The sequence below is a fragment of the Aeromonas genomosp. paramedia genome (genome assembly GCF_023093515.1).
GTDB lineage: Bacteria > Pseudomonadota > Gammaproteobacteria > Enterobacterales > Aeromonadaceae > Aeromonas.
In genome coordinates this window covers 34,724-48,374 of the sequence record NZ_JAAROG010000003.1, presented here as the reverse complement: position 1 = coordinate 48,374, position 13,651 = coordinate 34,724, and the positions used below count along the sequence as shown (strand labels likewise).

Below are 13,651 nucleotides of genomic sequence, written 5' to 3'. Positions count from 1 at the left end.
TGATGCCACTCAACCCAGCTTTACCCAGACCTCGCTCCCCTCCAGCCGCACCGGCCAGCAGGCGACACTCAGGGCCGGATCATCCAGGCAGCGGCCGTCCATCAGGGCGTAGCGCTGCTTGTAGAGGGGCGAGGCGACCACGGGCTCGCCCCCGGCATCCCCCACCAGGCCGCGCCCCAGCACCGCCACCCCGGCCAGGGGATCCACCCCGTCCAGGGCATAGACATGCTCCCCGAGGCGAAACAGCGCCAGCACCCGCCCATTCAGCCAGGCGCTGCGCCCGGCCTGCTCCGGCAGCGCCGCCAGCTCGCACACCCTATGCCAGGCCCCGGTCGCTGACTGCAAGATCTCTTCTTTTATGTCGCTCATACCACCTCCTTGATAGCGATATCCGGCACCCATTGCCCCCGCTCCTCACGGCGCGGCGGCGTCTGGTCCTCGGGCCGGTTGACGAAGGCCTCGAACAACTTGAGCTTGTCCGGATCCGCCAAGGTACTCTTCCACTCGCACTGCCAGGTGCCGACTATCTCCCCCATCATGGCCTCCAGCTCGGCGCCGATGCCGAGCCTGTCCTCGATGATCACCGACTTGAGGTAGTCGAGCCCCCCTTCCATGTTCTCCATCCAGACCGAGGTGCGCTGCAGCCTGTCCCCGGTGCGCACATAGAACATCAGCAGCCGGTCGATGTAGCGGATCAGGGTCTGCTCGTCGAGATCGGTGGCGAACAGGTCGGCGTGGCGCGGCCGCATGCCGCCGTTGCCGCACACATAGAGGTTCCAGCCCCGCTCGGTGGCGATGACGCCGATGTCCTTGCTCTGGGCCTCGGCGCACTCCCGGGTGCAGCCGGAGACCGCAAACTTCAGCTTGTGGGGCGCCCGCAGCCCCTTGTAGCGGTGCTCCAGGGTCTGGGTCAGGGTCATGGAGTCCTGTACCCCGTAGCGACACCAGGTCGAGCCAACGCAAGACTTCACGGTGCGCACCGACTTGCCGTAGGCCTGGCCGGTCTCGAACCCCGCCGCCACCAGCTCACCCCAGATGGCGGGCAGCTGGTCGACTCGGGCACCGAACAGATCGATGCGCTGGCCGCCGGTGATCTTGGTGTAGAGGCCGTACTTGCGCGCCACCTCGCCTATGGTGATGAGCCCCTCCGGGGTGATCTCCCCCCCCGGGATGCGCGGCACCACAGAGTAGGTGCCGTCCTTTTGCAGGTTCGCGAGGAAGGCGTCGTTGGTGTCCTGCAACCCGCGATGGGGCTTCTCCAGCACGTGCTCGTTCCACAGCGACGCCAGGATGGAGGCCACCGTCGGCTTGCAGATGTCGCACCCCAGCCCCTGGCCGTGCTTGTCCCGCAGCGCCTCGAAGCTCTTCAGCTCGCCGACCCGGGCCAGGTGATAGAGCTCCTGGCGGCCGTAGGCGAAGTGCTCGCACAACCCCTTGTCCGCCTCCACACCGAGGTCCGCCAGGGTCTGATCCACCACCTGCTTGAGCAGGTTGCTGCAGCCGCCGCAGCCGGTGCCCGCTTTGGTGCAGCTCTTCACCGCCGATAGCTCGTGGTTGCCCGCCCGAACCGCGGCCACCACCTCCCCCTTGCTGACGTTGTGGCAGGAGCAGAGGATGGCACTGTCCGGCAGCACCAGGGGTGCGGGGGCGGCGCCTGCCTCCCCCACCAGCAGGGAGAGCGGCGGCTGGGGCAGTGCCACGCCGTTCTGGTAGTACTGCAGCAGCCGCTCATAGTCGGCGCCGTCCCCCACCAGGATGGCGCCGAGCAGGCGGCTCCCCTCGCCGTCGGTCACCAGCTTCTTGTAGATGCCCTTGACCCTGTCCAGCAGCAGCAGCTCCTGGGCCCCGGCGGTGCTGGCGTGGGCGTCGCCGATGGAGCCCACGTCCACCCCCATCAGCTTGAGCTTGGTGGACATGTCGGCCCCGACAAAGCGGGTCTCGCCGCCGCACAGGCTGGCCACGGCGGCCCGGGCCATCTGGTAGCCGGGGGCCACCAGGCCGAAGATGCGACCCTGCCAGAGCGCACACTCGCCGATGGCGAGGATGGCGGGATCCGAGCTGTGGCAGCCGTCATCGATGCAGATGCCGCCGCGCTCCCCGACCTCCAGTCCGGATTGGCGGGCCAGGGCGTCGGCGGGGCGGATCCCCGCAGAGAACAACAAGACATCGGTCTCAAGGTGGGAACCGTCCTTGAAACGCAGCCGGTGGCGTGCCTGCTCCCCCTGCTCTATGCACTCGGTGGCCCTCTCCACCAGCACCTCGACCCCGAGAGCCTGGATCTTGTCTCGCAGCACGGCACCACCGCTCTCGTCGAGCTGCACCGGCATCAGCCTGGGGGCGAACTCCACCACCTGGGTCTTGAGGCCGAGCAGCCGCAGGGCGTTGGCCGCCTCCAGCCCCAGCAGGCCGCCACCTATGACCACGCCGCTGCGGGCCTGGGCGCAAGCATCGCGGATGGTGGCAAGATCCCCCAGGGTGCGGTAGACGAAGCACCCCTCCCGCTGATGGCCGGGGATGGGGGGCACGAAGGGAACCGAGCCGGTCGCCAGCACCAGACGGTCGTAAGGGAACTGCTCGCCGTTGGCCAGGGTCAGGGTGCGGGCGGCCCGGTCGAGCACCTCCACCTCGGCCCCCAGCCGCAGCGTTATGCCGTTCTCCTCATACCAGGCGGGATCCGCCATGCGCAGCGCCTCCGGGGCCTTGCCGCCGAACACCTCGGAGAGGTGCACCCTGTCGTAGGCGGAGTCAGGCTCGGCCCCGAACACGGTCACCTCAAACCGGTTCAGGCCGCCCGCCGCCACCAGCTGTTCGACGAAGTGATGGCCCACCATGCCGTTGCCCACCACCAGCAGTTTCTCTTTGTTAGTCATATCTCTCTTCCTTGAATCGATGGGCTCAGGCCCGGCGCTGGCTGCGCACTTTCTCGGCCGCCTTGAGGGGGGTCACCTTGCGCTGTTTCTCGTAGAGGAAGCGCAGCACCTGCTGGCGCAGCTTGTGGTAGTGGGGGTCATCCGCCAGGGCGACCCTGTCTCTGGGCCTCGGCAGGTCCACGGTCAGGATCTCCCCGACGGTGGCGCTGGGGCCGTTGGTCATCATGCAGATGCGATCGGAGAGCAGCACCGCCTCGTCCACGTCGTGGGTGATCATGATGACGGTGTTGCCAAGCTCCGCCTGGATCGCCATCAGGGCATCCTGCAGATGGGCCCGGGTCAGGGCATCGAGGGCACCGAACGGCTCGTCCATCAGCAGCACCTTGGGGGAGAGGGACAGGGCGCGGGCTATGCCGACCCGCTGCTTCATTCCCCCCGACAGCTCGTGGGGCATCTTTTGGCTGGCGTGATCCATCTGCACCAGGGAGAGGTAGTAGTCCACCCGCTCCGCCACCGCCCGCCGGTTCGGCTCCACCTGCGCCACCGCCAGCGCCACGTTCTGCTGGACGCTGAGCCAGGGCAGCAGGGCGTGGTTCTGGAACACCATGGCCCGCTCCGGCCCCGGCCCCGCCACCTCGCGGCCATCGAGAATGATGCCGCCGAGGGTCGGCTCCAGCAGCCCGGCCACCAGGTTGAGGACGGTGCTCTTGCCGCAGCCCGAGTGACCGATGAGGGAGACGAACTCCCCCTTCTCGATGCGCAGGTTGACCCGGCTGAGGGCCTCGAAGCTGCCCTGCTCCGTCTCGAACGAGATGCCGACGTCGCTTATCTCCAGATAACTCTTCATTGGCTCTTCTCCTGCCTGAATAGGAATGTGATTAACGCAGTACCTGGCGCTTGTCCCAGGACAACCACTGCTGCAGGGCCAGCATGCCCCTGTCCAGGGCGCAGCCGATGAGGCCTATGGTGATCACCGCCACCATGATGCGGGCCAGGGAGGCCGAGCCGCCGCTCTGGAACTCGTCCCACACGAACTTGCCAAGCCCCGGGTTCTGGGCCAGCATCTCCGCCGCGATCAGCACCATCCAGGCCACCCCCAGGGAGAGCCGCAACCCGGTGAAGATCATGGGCAGGGCCCCGGGCAGCACGATGCGCCGCACATGGGTCACAAAGGAGAGGCGCAGCACCCGGCTGACGTTGTGCAGATCCCCATCCAGCCCCGCCACCCCCACCGCGGTGTTGATCAGGGTCGGCCAGAGGGAGCAGAGGGTCACCGTCAGGGCCGAGGTGAGGAAGGATTTGGCGAGCCAGGGGCTCGGGTTTGCGTAGAGGGCGCTCACCACCAGCGTGATGAGGGGCAGCCAGGCCAGGGGCGACACCGGCTTGAGCAGCTGGATCACCGGGTTGGCGGCGCGATAGAGCCCCTGGTTCATGCCGAGCAGCACCCCGCACGGGATGGCGATCAGGGTCGCCAGAGTGAAGCCGCACAGCACGGTGAGCAGGCTGGTGGCTATCTGATCGAAGAAGGTGGGGCGCCCTGTGTAGGGGCGCAGCTTCACCTCGGCCGCCGGATCCGCCGCCAGCCTTGCCGCGTTGCGAACCTGCTGGCGCTCGAGGAAGGCGCTCGCCTTCTCCCGCTCCTGCAGATGCTCCTGCCCCAGGGACCAGAGCTGGCTGGCGGTGGCGAGCGGCCCGGGCAGGGCGCCCAGACTGGTCTGCACCTGGCTCGCCCCCCACTGCCAGAGGCCGAGGAACAGCAGCACGCCGAGCAGGGGCTGCACCAGGGTTTTCCAATCAATGATTTTCCACTGAAGTCGTTTCATTGCGCTCTCCTCGCTCATTGCACCCGCTCATCGCCCTTGAGGCCGATGGCGAACTGCTGCAGATAGGCGTTGGGGTGGCGGCCGTCGTAGATGAGGCCGTCGATGAAGCCATCCTGGGGGCCGCGATAGCCCTGCTCGCTGGCAAAGTCCGGGAAGTCCGTGGCCTTGAGCTTGCCCTCGGCGATCAGTGCCTCGGCGGCCTGGCGATAGACGCCCGGTTGATAGACCGCCTTGGCCACCTGCTCGAACCAGGCGTCCGGCCTGGCCTCGGGGATCTGGCCCCAGCGCCGCATCTGGGTCAGGTACCAGATGGCGTCGGAGTAGTAGGGATAGGTGGCGTGGTGGCGGAAGAAGACGTTGAAGTCAGGCAGCTGGCGCTTGTCCCCCCTGGCGTACTCGAAGGTGCCGGTCATGGAGCTGGCGATCACCGCCTCGTCGGCCCCCACGTACTCGGGCTTGGCCAGCAGCTTGGCCGCCTCGCGCCGGTTGCCGTTCTGTTCCGCATCCAGCCACCAGGCCGCCCGCAGCAGCGCCTTCACCAGCCGCACATGGGTGTTGGGGTGGCGCTCGGCCCACTGGCGGGTGACGCCGAACACCTTCTCCGGGTTGTTGCGCCAGATCTCCTGATCCGTGATGACGGGCACCCCTATGCCCCTGGCGACCGCCTGCTGGTTCCAGGGCTCACCCACGCTGTAGCCGGCGATGGTGCCCGCCTCCAGGGTGGCTGGCATCTGGGGCGGCGGCGTCACCGACAGCAGTACGTCCGCCTGGCGCTGGCCCGAGTTGTCCCCGAGCCTGGGGGCATAGAAACCGGGGTGCAGGCCGCCCGCCGCCAGCCAGTACCTCAGCTCGTAGTTGTGGGGGGAGACCGGGAACACCATCCCCATGTTGAACGGCTTGCCCCCCTGACGGTAGTCCGCCACCACGGGCTTGAGGGCGGCGGCGCTCACCGGGGGCGGCACCTGGCCCGCCTTCGCCTTGGGCAGCTGGGGCGCCATGGCGGCCCAGACACTGTTGGCCACCGTGATGGCGTTGCCGTTGAGATCCATGGCAAAGGCCGTCACCAGCTCGGCCTGGGTGCCGATGCCGATGTGGGCCGCCAGGGGCTGGCCCGCCAGCATCTGGGCGCCATCCAGCTCGCCGTCTATCACCCGATCCAGCAGGATCTTCCAGTTCGCCTGGGCTTCCAGGGTCACATAGAGCCCCTCATCCTCGAAGTAGCCCCGCTCGTAGGCCACCGCCAGCGGCGCCATGTCGGTCAGCTTGATGAAGCCGAGCCTGAGCTCCTCCTGCTCGGGGGCACCCACAGCCGCCAGCACCGGCAGCGACAGCGCCGCCAGCAGCAGCCCCGCACATCCTTGTCGTCCCGTCATTGCATCTCCTCGCTCGGTTCAGGGTCTGGGCATTCGCGCCAGGCTGTCGGGGGATCGCTGTGCTGCCTCGTTGCAGCGCTGCGACCCGGGCAGCGTGTTGCGACCAAAAAAAAAAGCCCCACCGATCCGGGATCGGTGGGGCCTCTTTGCCCTGTTGCAGCGAGGTGGCCGATCTGGCCCCTCACTGCGTCTCTTCACTTCATTGCACTCGTCTTCTTGTTATTTGTTATTCACTTTCCGTGCCAGCTCGTCCAAGCCGCATCGGGCGGCCCTTTCCGGTCTTTGTCTTCCCGCTTTTGCCCCCAACTTGCCTCAATTAGGCGCAATTGCACCAAAACGGTTTGCCAGCAGGGCGCTCAGGCGGGCAATGCCTGCAGCAGTTGCCGCGCCAGCTCCCCCAGGCTCAGGTGGCGGCTCATGGCGGTGCTGCGCATCAGGCGATAGGCCTGCTCCTCGTCCAGCCCCTGATGGCGCATCAGGCGCCCCTTGGCCTGCTCGATGAGCCGCCGCTCCTCCAGCTTCTGGCGCAGCTCGCTCTCGGTCTGCATCAGGGCCTGCACCATGGCGAGCTGGCTGCGGGCGAGGCGCAGCCACTGCTCCACCGGCTCCCGCTCGCCGCACGGATGGGGCACCAGCAGCACCCCCTGCTGCAACAGGGCGAGCTGGGTGTCGCCCCCCAGCCGCTCGCAAAACAAGAGGCGCGGCAAGCCGGGCCAGAGGGAGAGGCCGAGGCGCACCTCGGCGCCGAACTGGCGGCAACTGACCAGCAGGGCGTCCCCCTGCTCCATCGGGGTCAGCAGCTGGCGGGTGTCGAGTATCCTGGGCTGATGGCCGTATTGGCTGACCAGCAGGGCCAGGCGATTGGCCTGGCCCGGATCATCGGCGTGGATCAGCAGGCGGGAGGGGGGGCCGTCCTGGCCCCGGGGAAGAGTAGTCATGGCGCTCCTTGCCAACGGCTATCGCAACGTGTCTGCCGAAAATGCCGCAACATGAAGGCCAACTATTTGAATCTACCTCCTTTTTATCCATCAGGAGGTAGTGGGGGTAGAGGGGAAAACCGGCTCAGGCCACCCGCTCCATGGTCTGGTTCAGCAGGGCCTGCAGCTCGGCGCCCAGGTTCACCACCTCCCCCATGATCATCAGCACGGGGCTCTGGCCGAGCAGGGTACGGGCGGTCTGCTCCAGTCCCTCCAGCCTGGCGTGATGGACCTGCTGGCGCGCACTGCACCCGGCCACCACCAGGGCCACCGGCAGATCCCCGGATGCCCCCGCCGCCAGCAGCCCCTGCCGGATCTGGGCCGCCCGCTCCAGCCCCATGTAGAACACCAGGGTGTGACCGGCCCGGGTCAGCCCCTGCCAGCCTCTATAGTCCCCCTCGTCCATCAGGTGGCCCGTCACCAGGGTCAGGGAGCGGGCCAACCCCCTGTGGGTCAGGGGGATCAGGGTGCTGGCGGCGCAGCCCAGGGCCGCCGTGATGCCGGGCACCAGCTCGGCCTCTATGCCGTGGCGGGCCAGGTGCAGCGCCTCCTCCCCGCCCCGGCCGAACACCAGGGGATCCCCCCCCTTGAGGCGCACCACCCGCTTGCCGGTGCGGGCCAGGGCCAGCAGCAGGGCGTTGATCTCCTCCTGGGTCGGGCTAGGCTCGCCGCAGCGCTTGCCCACGTCGAAGCGGGCAGCCCCCTGGGGGATCCGGGCCAGGATCTCGCTCCCCACCAGGCGGTCATAGACCACCACCTCTGCCGCCTCTATGCGGTGCAGGGCGCGCAGGGTCAACAATTCGAGGGGCCCGGGGCCCGCTCCTACCAGACTGATTTGGCTCATCGCACACTCCTTGTGTTGCTGCCCAGGCCTCAGGCCTGGGCGATATAGACATGCTTGATCAACAGCTTGTCGATCTCTGGCAGGCAGGTACCGCAGTTGCTGCCGCAGCCGAGCAGGGCCTGCAGCCCCGCCAGCTCGCTCACCCCCTGCCGGGTGATGGCATCGACGATGCGCTGCTCCGACACCCGCAGGCAGGAGCAGACCAGCCGGCTCTCCCCGGCCAGGGCCAGGCTCAGGGTCTGGCTCAGGGCCCCCGCCTGCAGCGGCGTGCCGAGCAGGCTGGCCAGCAGATCCACCTTGATGTCAGGGCGCCGCTCCCCCACCAGCAAGATGCCCTCGATGCGATCCCCGGCCAGGGCCAGGGCGAGCCAGCCCTCCTTCAGGGGCAGCCGCAGCCAGTGCCCCTCCGACCCCAACCGCTGCCACAGCCCCTGGGGGCTGTCGGACCAGGAGGCCAGCAGGGTGCAGTTGCCCTCGGGCAGGGGACGCCTGGCCCACCAGTCCACCGGCTCGCGCCAGTCATGGCGGCCGCACCAGAGCCCCTGCCAGCGAGTGGCCTGCGCCCTCGCCTGCACCCGCCCCTGCTTGAACATGGGCTGGCCACAGAGGGGATCCACCACGGCGGCGATGAGGCGGTTGACCGCCCCCTGGCTGCACTGGCTGTCGGTCCAGTGCATGGGCAAGAAGGCCTCTCCCTCCCTGAGCCCCTCGTCCAGCCCCACCAGCAGCAGGGCCTCGCCGAGCTCGTTGTGAAGGCGCACCAGATCCCCCTCCTTGGCACCGAGCGCCAGCAGGCTGGCGGCCCCCACCCGCACCCTGGGCCAGGGCTCGGCCTCCTGCAACCTGGGCACGTGGCCGGTGCGGGTCATGGTGTGCCACTGATCCCGCAGCCGGCCGCTGTTGAGGAGCAGGGGGAGATCCTCCCCTGGCCCGGCCTCGGGCTGCGGGGGGAAGTGCTGGGCCAGGGGCAGCAGGCGGGCCCGGCCATCCGGAGTGGCGAAGCGCCCGTCCTCGAACAAGCGGGCACGGCCCCGGGGCCAGTCGGCATTGACGGGCCAGCTCAAGGGCTCCAGCGCCTCGAATTCGGCGCGGCTGAGGCGGGCCAGCCCCGAGATGTCGAACTGGCGGGCCCCGTCGTTTTCAAACCCGGAGAGGGCGGCATGCTCGCAGAAGATCTCGTGCTCGTGCTCATAGGCGAACCCCTCGCCAAAGCCGAGTCGGCGGGCGAGCCGGGTCAGCGCCCACCAGTCGGGCCTGGCCTCCCCCGGCAGGGGCAGGAAGGCGCGCTGGCGGCTGATGGTGCGCTCGGAGTTGGTGACTGTGCCGCTCTTCTCCCCCCAGGCGGCGGCGGGCAGCAGCAGGTGGGCGAGGCGCGCCGTGTCGGTGTTGGCCGTCACCTCGGAGACCACCAGCAGCTCGCAGCGGCTCAGGGCCTCGCGCACCCGGTTGCCGTCCGGCAGGGAGACCGCCGGGTTGGTGCCGAGCACCCAGAGGGCGCGGATCTCCCCCCTGTGCACCGCCTCGAACAACTCAACCGCCTTGTGCCCCGGCCCGCGCACCATGGTCGGGCTTCCCCAGAAGCGCTGCACCCGATCGCACTCGGCCTCGCCAAAGCCCATGTGGGCGGCGAGCTGGGTCGCGAGCCCTCCCACTTCGCGTCCCCCCATGGCGTTGGGCTGCCCCGTCATGGAGAAGGGGGCCGCCCCCGGCTTGCCGATGCGGCCGCACAGCAAATGGGCGTTGATGATGGCGTTGGCCTTGTCCACCCCCTGGTTGGACTGGTTGATCCCCTGGCAGAACAGGGTGACCGTCCTGGGGGTGCGGGCAAACAGCTGGTAGAAGCCGAGCAGATCGCTGCGGGAGAGGCCGCAGCTGCGGGCCACCTCGTCCAGTTGCCAGGCGGGGTCGTCCAGCGCCGCCGCCAGTGCCTCGAAGCCGCTCACGTGCTGCGCCACATAGGCCTGGTCCCAGCCGTCGCTGTCGAGCAGGTAGCGGCACAGGCCGTTCCAGAGCGCCACATCGCTGCCGGGCTTGAGAGCCAGGTGCAGATCCCCCTGCTCCGCCGTCATGGTGCGGCGGGGATCCAGCACCACCAGCCTGAGCTCGGGGCGGCGCGCCCTGGCCTGCTGCAGGCGGCGAAACAGCACGGGGTGGGTCCAGGCGGTGTTGGCACCGGTCAGCACCACCAGATCCGCGAGCTCCAGATCCTCGTAGCAGGCGGGCACCAGATCCTCCCCGAAGGCGCGCTGGTGGGCCACCACCGCCGACGACATGCAGAGCCGGGAGTTGGTGTCCACGTTGGCACTGCCGAGGTACCCCTTCATCAGCTTGTTGGCGACGTAGTAATCCTCGGTGGTGAGCTGGCCAGACAGATAGATGCCGATGGCTTGCGGCCCAGACTCCGCCATGATGGCGGCAAGGCGATCCGCCAGGGTGTCCAGTGCCTCCTCCCAACCGATGCGCTGCCCCAGCCAGCGCGGATAGAGCAGGCGATCGGGGAAGGCCAGGCTCTCCAGCAGGCTGGCCCCCTTGACGCACAGGGCGCCGCCGTTGGCCGGATGATCTTCATCCCCCTGCAGTTGCCAGCGCTCCCCCTCCCGGCTCAACCGGATGCCACACCCCACTCCACAATAGGCACAGGTGGTCTTCATTCCCTCGCTCCTTGTCGCCGGCAGCCCCCGGGGGCCGCCCCTTGTCCCGTCTGATGGCAGGCCCATAAAAAAAGCGTCCGCCCCCCTGCGGGGACGGACGCCTTTGTCCGGATGAACCTGGATCATCTTGTATGGGGAAGGGACTGCAAACCCCGCGCCAGGATGCCAGGTACGCCGCCATTGGGCGCCAGGGTGCAGGGCTGCGCCAGGGCGGTGCAACTGCTCCCTTGTTGGGCCCGCCGGACGGGAGTCGGCGCCACAGGCTGGGCAAGGGGCGCACCGGGGGTATAATGCGCCGCCACAGAGGAGAACGAGATGAAAGAGTCAGGTTACGACACCGCGCAGCGGGTCGATGCGCGGCCGGATGCGGCCCCCGGGTATTGCGCCATCGGGCTGGTCAATCCCAAGTCACCGGAGAACGTGGGGGCCGTGATGCGGGCCGCCGGCTGCTACGGGGCAAAAGAGGTCTACTACACGGGTCAGCGCTTCGAGCTGGCACGGCGTTTTGCCACCGACACCAAGCAGATGGTGGAGAAGATCCCCCTGCTCGGGGTCGAGGATCTGCTGGACTTCGTCCCCGAGGGCTGCACCCCAGTGCTGGTGGATCTCATCGAGGGAGCCACCTCCCTGCCGGACTACGAGCACCCCGCGCGGGCCTTCTACATCTTCGGCCCTGAGGATGGCACCCTGGAGCCCGCCCGCTTCGCGGCGGTGAAGGAGGTGATCTATGTACCGACTCAGGGTTGCATGAACCTCGCTGCCTCGGTCAATGTGATCCTCTACGACCGGCTGGCCAAGACGCTGAGGGCTGAAGGCTGAGCAAGACGGTGATCTACGTGACCACAGCCAATGGCTGCATGAACCTGGCCGCCTCGGTCAATGTGATCCTCTACGATCGGCTGGCCAAGACGCTGAGAGCTGAAGGCTGAAGGCCAAGCAAGAAGATGATCCAGATGGCCAGCCAGCAGGCCGCCTCAATCCTGTGATGGCACCTCCCTGCGCACCTTGGCCTCCTGTTCCCTGATAAAGTCCAGGTAGTCGTCGTAGAGCCGGTTTTCCCGATAGATACGTGCCAGTGTCCCCTCCCTTATCAGGGTGCGCATGCCGGGATCCCAGAGCCCATGCAGCTGCCTGCCCTTCTCGTTGTCGGCGAAGATGGGGTAGGTCGGGATCCAGCGCAGGAACACCTGTGCCAGCTCGGGCGGGAGGGCGTCCCTGGGGTAGAGGGCACCGTCGGTCAGGTAGTAGCGATAGCGCCCCTTGAGCAGCAATTGCAGCGCCATCTCATGGCTGTCTATCTCGAACCAGCGCATCGGCACCGGGATGAACTTGTCGAAAGCCCAGCCCCGCAGCCAGAGCACCTCCTGCTCCTTGAGGCTCTGCTCACCGTCCCAGTGCGGCAACCAGCGGCTCTGCATCACCACGCTCACGTAGTCCGCCGAGTCGGGGTAATCGGGCTGATGGGCGCCTTTCACCTCTCCCCGATAGACCCCCATCGCCATGTCCCCCGCCTTCTGGGACACCACCGCCAGCGCCCGCTTGTAAGGGACCAGGTGCGGGCGCACCACATAGCCCTCGGGCTCATAGATGGCGCGCACTATGTCCAGATAGACACCTTCGCCATCCTGCTGGCAGAAGCCGGGCCAGTCATCGCAATAGACATGCAGGGTATCGGCCCGCACGGGCCAGATGAGCAGCAGGCAGCAGAACAGAAAAAGACGAACCATGGGTTTCCTCAGTGGTATGACCGTCGGCAGGCGCTCACCGCCAGACGGCCCGTTCAGGCATACTGATAGCATAGAAAGCCAGCGTGCCCGGTGACATTTTCCCGATTTTGCGAGCGGGTCGAGGGTTATTGCCTCCTCGATCGGTATCATGAACCATAAGATTCATTAGTGACCTAACTGAGGGGAGCCTTCTCATGCCAACCATCAAGTCCCTGCTCTGTCCCGTCGATTTTTCCGAGATGTCCAAGGCCGTGCTCGACTACGCCGTCTTCATGGCCCAGAGCCATCAGGCCGAGCTCAAGCTGGTCCACGTGGTGGATCAGCTGCACGGTTTCGACAGCTACAAGATCCTGCACATGACCGCCATCGAGATCACCCATGAGATGGAGCGTCAGGCCAAGAGCCAGCTCAAGGAGCTGGTCGCCAGCCTGCCCATCCCGGCCAAATTCGAGGTGCGCTTCGGCCGCGCCGCCGACGAGATAGTGATCCAGGCGAAGGAAGACAAGGTGGATCTGCTGGTCATGGGCAGCCACGGTCGCTCCGGCATCAGCCACCTGCTGGTGGGCAGCGTGGCGGAATCCGTGGTGCGCCACGCCCCCTGCCCGGTGCTGGTGGTGCGCAAGTAACTCCAGCCCCCGATCACAAGGCCAGCCCATGCTGGCCTTTTTGCTCTCTATGCCCCCTCAACCGTGGGCATAGATGACGCTGCCCCCCTTGATGGTGTCTATGATGGCCCTGGACTGCTCCCTTGGCAGGGCCGGGCAACCCCAGCTGCGGCCCAGCTTGTCATATTTTTGCAGGTGTCTCGGGCTCGCATAGTCAGCCCCGTGCACCACGATGGCGCGCTTGCGGGCATTGCTGTTCTTGCCGGGACTGAGTCCGTCCAGGCGCAGGGAGTAGCCGTGCTTGCCCTGGTAGGTCTCGGCGGTGCGATAGACCCCGAGGGAGCTCTGGCGGGAGTTGAGCTGGTTGGAGAACTGGCGCGCCGCCAGCTCCCCCGAATTGCGACCGTGGCTGACCCAGGTGTGGTAGAGCAGCTTGTGGCGCTTCACGTCGATGACGAAGAGGCGGCGCATGGTCGAGGGTTTGCTGTAGTCGATGATGGTGAGTATGGGTTTGCGCTTGTGGCGCACATCTTGATAGCCCTGCAGGGCCTTGCGGAACACCTGCTTGTCCAGCTTGCCCGCCAGACCCAGCTGGCGATAGAGATCCTGATCCCAGCTGGCGTGACCCTGGCTGCTGAAGCAGAGGGCCCCCAGCAGCAGCAGCAGCCCCAGCCAGAGGCTGGCCAGCCGCGACATCCAATACTGTCGCTTCATCCTTGAAGTCGCTCCCCTTCCTGAACTGGCGCTCTGAATGACGCCATGTCTCGCTGGATAGTTATAT

General features: G+C 67.3%; 12 protein-coding genes and 1 pseudogene. 3 read left to right on the top strand and 10 right to left on the bottom strand.

Annotated elements, in window-relative coordinates; all coding sequences use genetic code 11:
* Nucleotides 1-9 precede the first annotated feature (9 nt).
* The 8 genes from nirD to HB860_RS02665 form a co-directional block, all read right to left on the bottom strand.
* Nucleotides 10-369 (bottom strand): nitrite reductase small subunit NirD, encoded by a 360-nt coding sequence (gene nirD, locus HB860_RS02700; RefSeq protein ID WP_247625674.1) that lies wholly within the window; start codon nucleotides 367-369, stop codon nucleotides 10-12.
* Nucleotides 366-2,870, bottom strand: a complete 2,505-nt coding sequence (gene nirB, locus HB860_RS02695) for a nitrite reductase large subunit NirB (protein ID WP_247625673.1) — start codon at nucleotides 2,868-2,870, stop codon at nucleotides 366-368. Before nirB ends, nirD begins: the two co-directional genes overlap by 4 nt.
* A 25-nt stretch (nucleotides 2,871-2,895) precedes the next feature.
* Nucleotides 2,896-3,717, bottom strand: coding sequence for an ABC transporter ATP-binding protein (locus HB860_RS02690; protein WP_247625672.1), 822 nt, complete (start codon nucleotides 3,715-3,717; stop codon nucleotides 2,896-2,898).
* 31 nt (nucleotides 3,718-3,748) lie between these two features.
* Entirely contained in the window at nucleotides 3,749-4,693 is a 945-nt protein-coding gene (locus HB860_RS02685) for an ABC transporter permease (RefSeq protein WP_247625671.1), read from the bottom strand.
* A gap of 14 nt (nucleotides 4,694-4,707) precedes the next feature.
* Complete coding sequence (locus HB860_RS02680) at nucleotides 4,708-6,066, bottom strand: CmpA/NrtA family ABC transporter substrate-binding protein (protein ID WP_247625670.1); 1,359 nt, start codon at nucleotides 6,064-6,066, stop codon at nucleotides 4,708-4,710.
* Nucleotides 6,067-6,422: 356 nt separating this feature from the next.
* A complete protein-coding gene (locus HB860_RS02675; RefSeq protein WP_247625669.1) occupies nucleotides 6,423-7,004 on the bottom strand; it encodes an ANTAR domain-containing response regulator in 582 nt (193 codons plus the stop codon).
* Between the two features lie 124 nt (nucleotides 7,005-7,128).
* Nucleotides 7,129-7,887 (bottom strand): uroporphyrinogen-III C-methyltransferase, encoded by a 759-nt coding sequence (gene cobA / locus HB860_RS02670; protein ID WP_247625668.1) that lies wholly within the window; start codon nucleotides 7,885-7,887, stop codon nucleotides 7,129-7,131.
* A gap of 29 nt (nucleotides 7,888-7,916) precedes the next feature.
* Complete coding sequence (locus HB860_RS02665; protein WP_247625667.1) at nucleotides 7,917-10,538, bottom strand: nitrate reductase; 2,622 nt, start codon at nucleotides 10,536-10,538, stop codon at nucleotides 7,917-7,919.
* A 315-nt stretch (nucleotides 10,539-10,853) separates the two neighbouring features.
* On the opposite strand from HB860_RS02665, the gene HB860_RS02660 reads away from it, so the two are divergent.
* Together HB860_RS02660 and HB860_RS02655 are read left to right on the top strand one after the other, a co-directional pair.
* Nucleotides 10,854-11,357 (top strand): RNA methyltransferase, encoded by a 504-nt coding sequence (locus HB860_RS02660; protein ID WP_247625666.1) that lies wholly within the window; start codon nucleotides 10,854-10,856, stop codon nucleotides 11,355-11,357.
* 2 nt (nucleotides 11,358-11,359) lie between these two features.
* Nucleotides 11,360-11,467 (top strand): annotated as a pseudogene (locus tag HB860_RS02655) (TrmH family RNA methyltransferase); the annotation flags it as partial.
* A 45-nt stretch (nucleotides 11,468-11,512) separates the two neighbouring features.
* On the opposite strand, the gene HB860_RS02650 reads toward HB860_RS02655, so the two are convergent.
* On the bottom strand, nucleotides 11,513-12,265 hold the full coding sequence (locus tag HB860_RS02650; protein WP_247625665.1) for a hypothetical protein: 753 nt from the start codon (nucleotides 12,263-12,265) through the stop codon (nucleotides 11,513-11,515).
* Between the two features lie 194 nt (nucleotides 12,266-12,459).
* Here HB860_RS02650 and HB860_RS02645 point away from each other — a divergent pair, with 194 nt between their 5' ends.
* Entirely contained in the window at nucleotides 12,460-12,891 is a 432-nt protein-coding gene (locus HB860_RS02645; RefSeq protein ID WP_025325966.1) for a universal stress protein, read from the top strand.
* A 57-nt stretch (nucleotides 12,892-12,948) separates the two neighbouring features.
* Here the strand turns inward: HB860_RS02645 and HB860_RS02640 are convergent, their stop codons facing one another.
* On the bottom strand, nucleotides 12,949-13,584 hold the full coding sequence (locus HB860_RS02640; protein WP_247625664.1) for a murein L,D-transpeptidase catalytic domain family protein: 636 nt from the start codon (nucleotides 13,582-13,584) through the stop codon (nucleotides 12,949-12,951).
* Nucleotides 13,585-13,651: the final 67 nt, after the last annotated feature.

What these genes read in the sequence shown, in the direction of transcription:
- HB860_RS02675 (WP_247625669.1), bottom strand. Translation starts at nt 7,004, where the DNA reads ATGACTACTCTTCCCCGGGGCCAGGACGGCCCCCCCTCCCGCCTGCTG.
- HB860_RS02680 (WP_247625670.1), bottom strand. Translation starts at nt 6,066, where the DNA reads ATGACGGGACGACAAGGATGTGCGGGGCTGCTGCTGGCGGCGCTGTCG.
- HB860_RS02685 (WP_247625671.1), bottom strand. Translation starts at nt 4,693, where the DNA reads ATGAAACGACTTCAGTGGAAAATCATTGATTGGAAAACCCTGGTGCAG.
- HB860_RS02640 (WP_247625664.1), bottom strand. Translation starts at nt 13,584, where the DNA reads ATGAAGCGACAGTATTGGATGTCGCGGCTGGCCAGCCTCTGGCTGGGG.
- HB860_RS02690 (WP_247625672.1), bottom strand. Translation starts at nt 3,717, where the DNA reads ATGAAGAGTTATCTGGAGATAAGCGACGTCGGCATCTCGTTCGAGACG.
- cobA (WP_247625668.1), bottom strand. Translation starts at nt 7,887, where the DNA reads ATGAGCCAAATCAGTCTGGTAGGAGCGGGCCCCGGGCCCCTCGAATTG.
- HB860_RS02660 (WP_247625666.1), top strand. Translation starts at nt 10,854, where the DNA reads ATGAAAGAGTCAGGTTACGACACCGCGCAGCGGGTCGATGCGCGGCCG.
- HB860_RS02650 (WP_247625665.1), bottom strand. Translation starts at nt 12,265, where the DNA reads ATGGTTCGTCTTTTTCTGTTCTGCTGCCTGCTGCTCATCTGGCCCGTG.
- nirB (WP_247625673.1), bottom strand. Translation starts at nt 2,870, where the DNA reads ATGACTAACAAAGAGAAACTGCTGGTGGTGGGCAACGGCATGGTGGGC.
- nirD (WP_247625674.1), bottom strand. Translation starts at nt 369, where the DNA reads ATGAGCGACATAAAAGAAGAGATCTTGCAGTCAGCGACCGGGGCCTGG.
- HB860_RS02645 (WP_025325966.1), top strand. Translation starts at nt 12,460, where the DNA reads ATGCCAACCATCAAGTCCCTGCTCTGTCCCGTCGATTTTTCCGAGATG.
- HB860_RS02665 (WP_247625667.1), bottom strand. Translation starts at nt 10,538, where the DNA reads ATGAAGACCACCTGTGCCTATTGTGGAGTGGGGTGTGGCATCCGGTTG.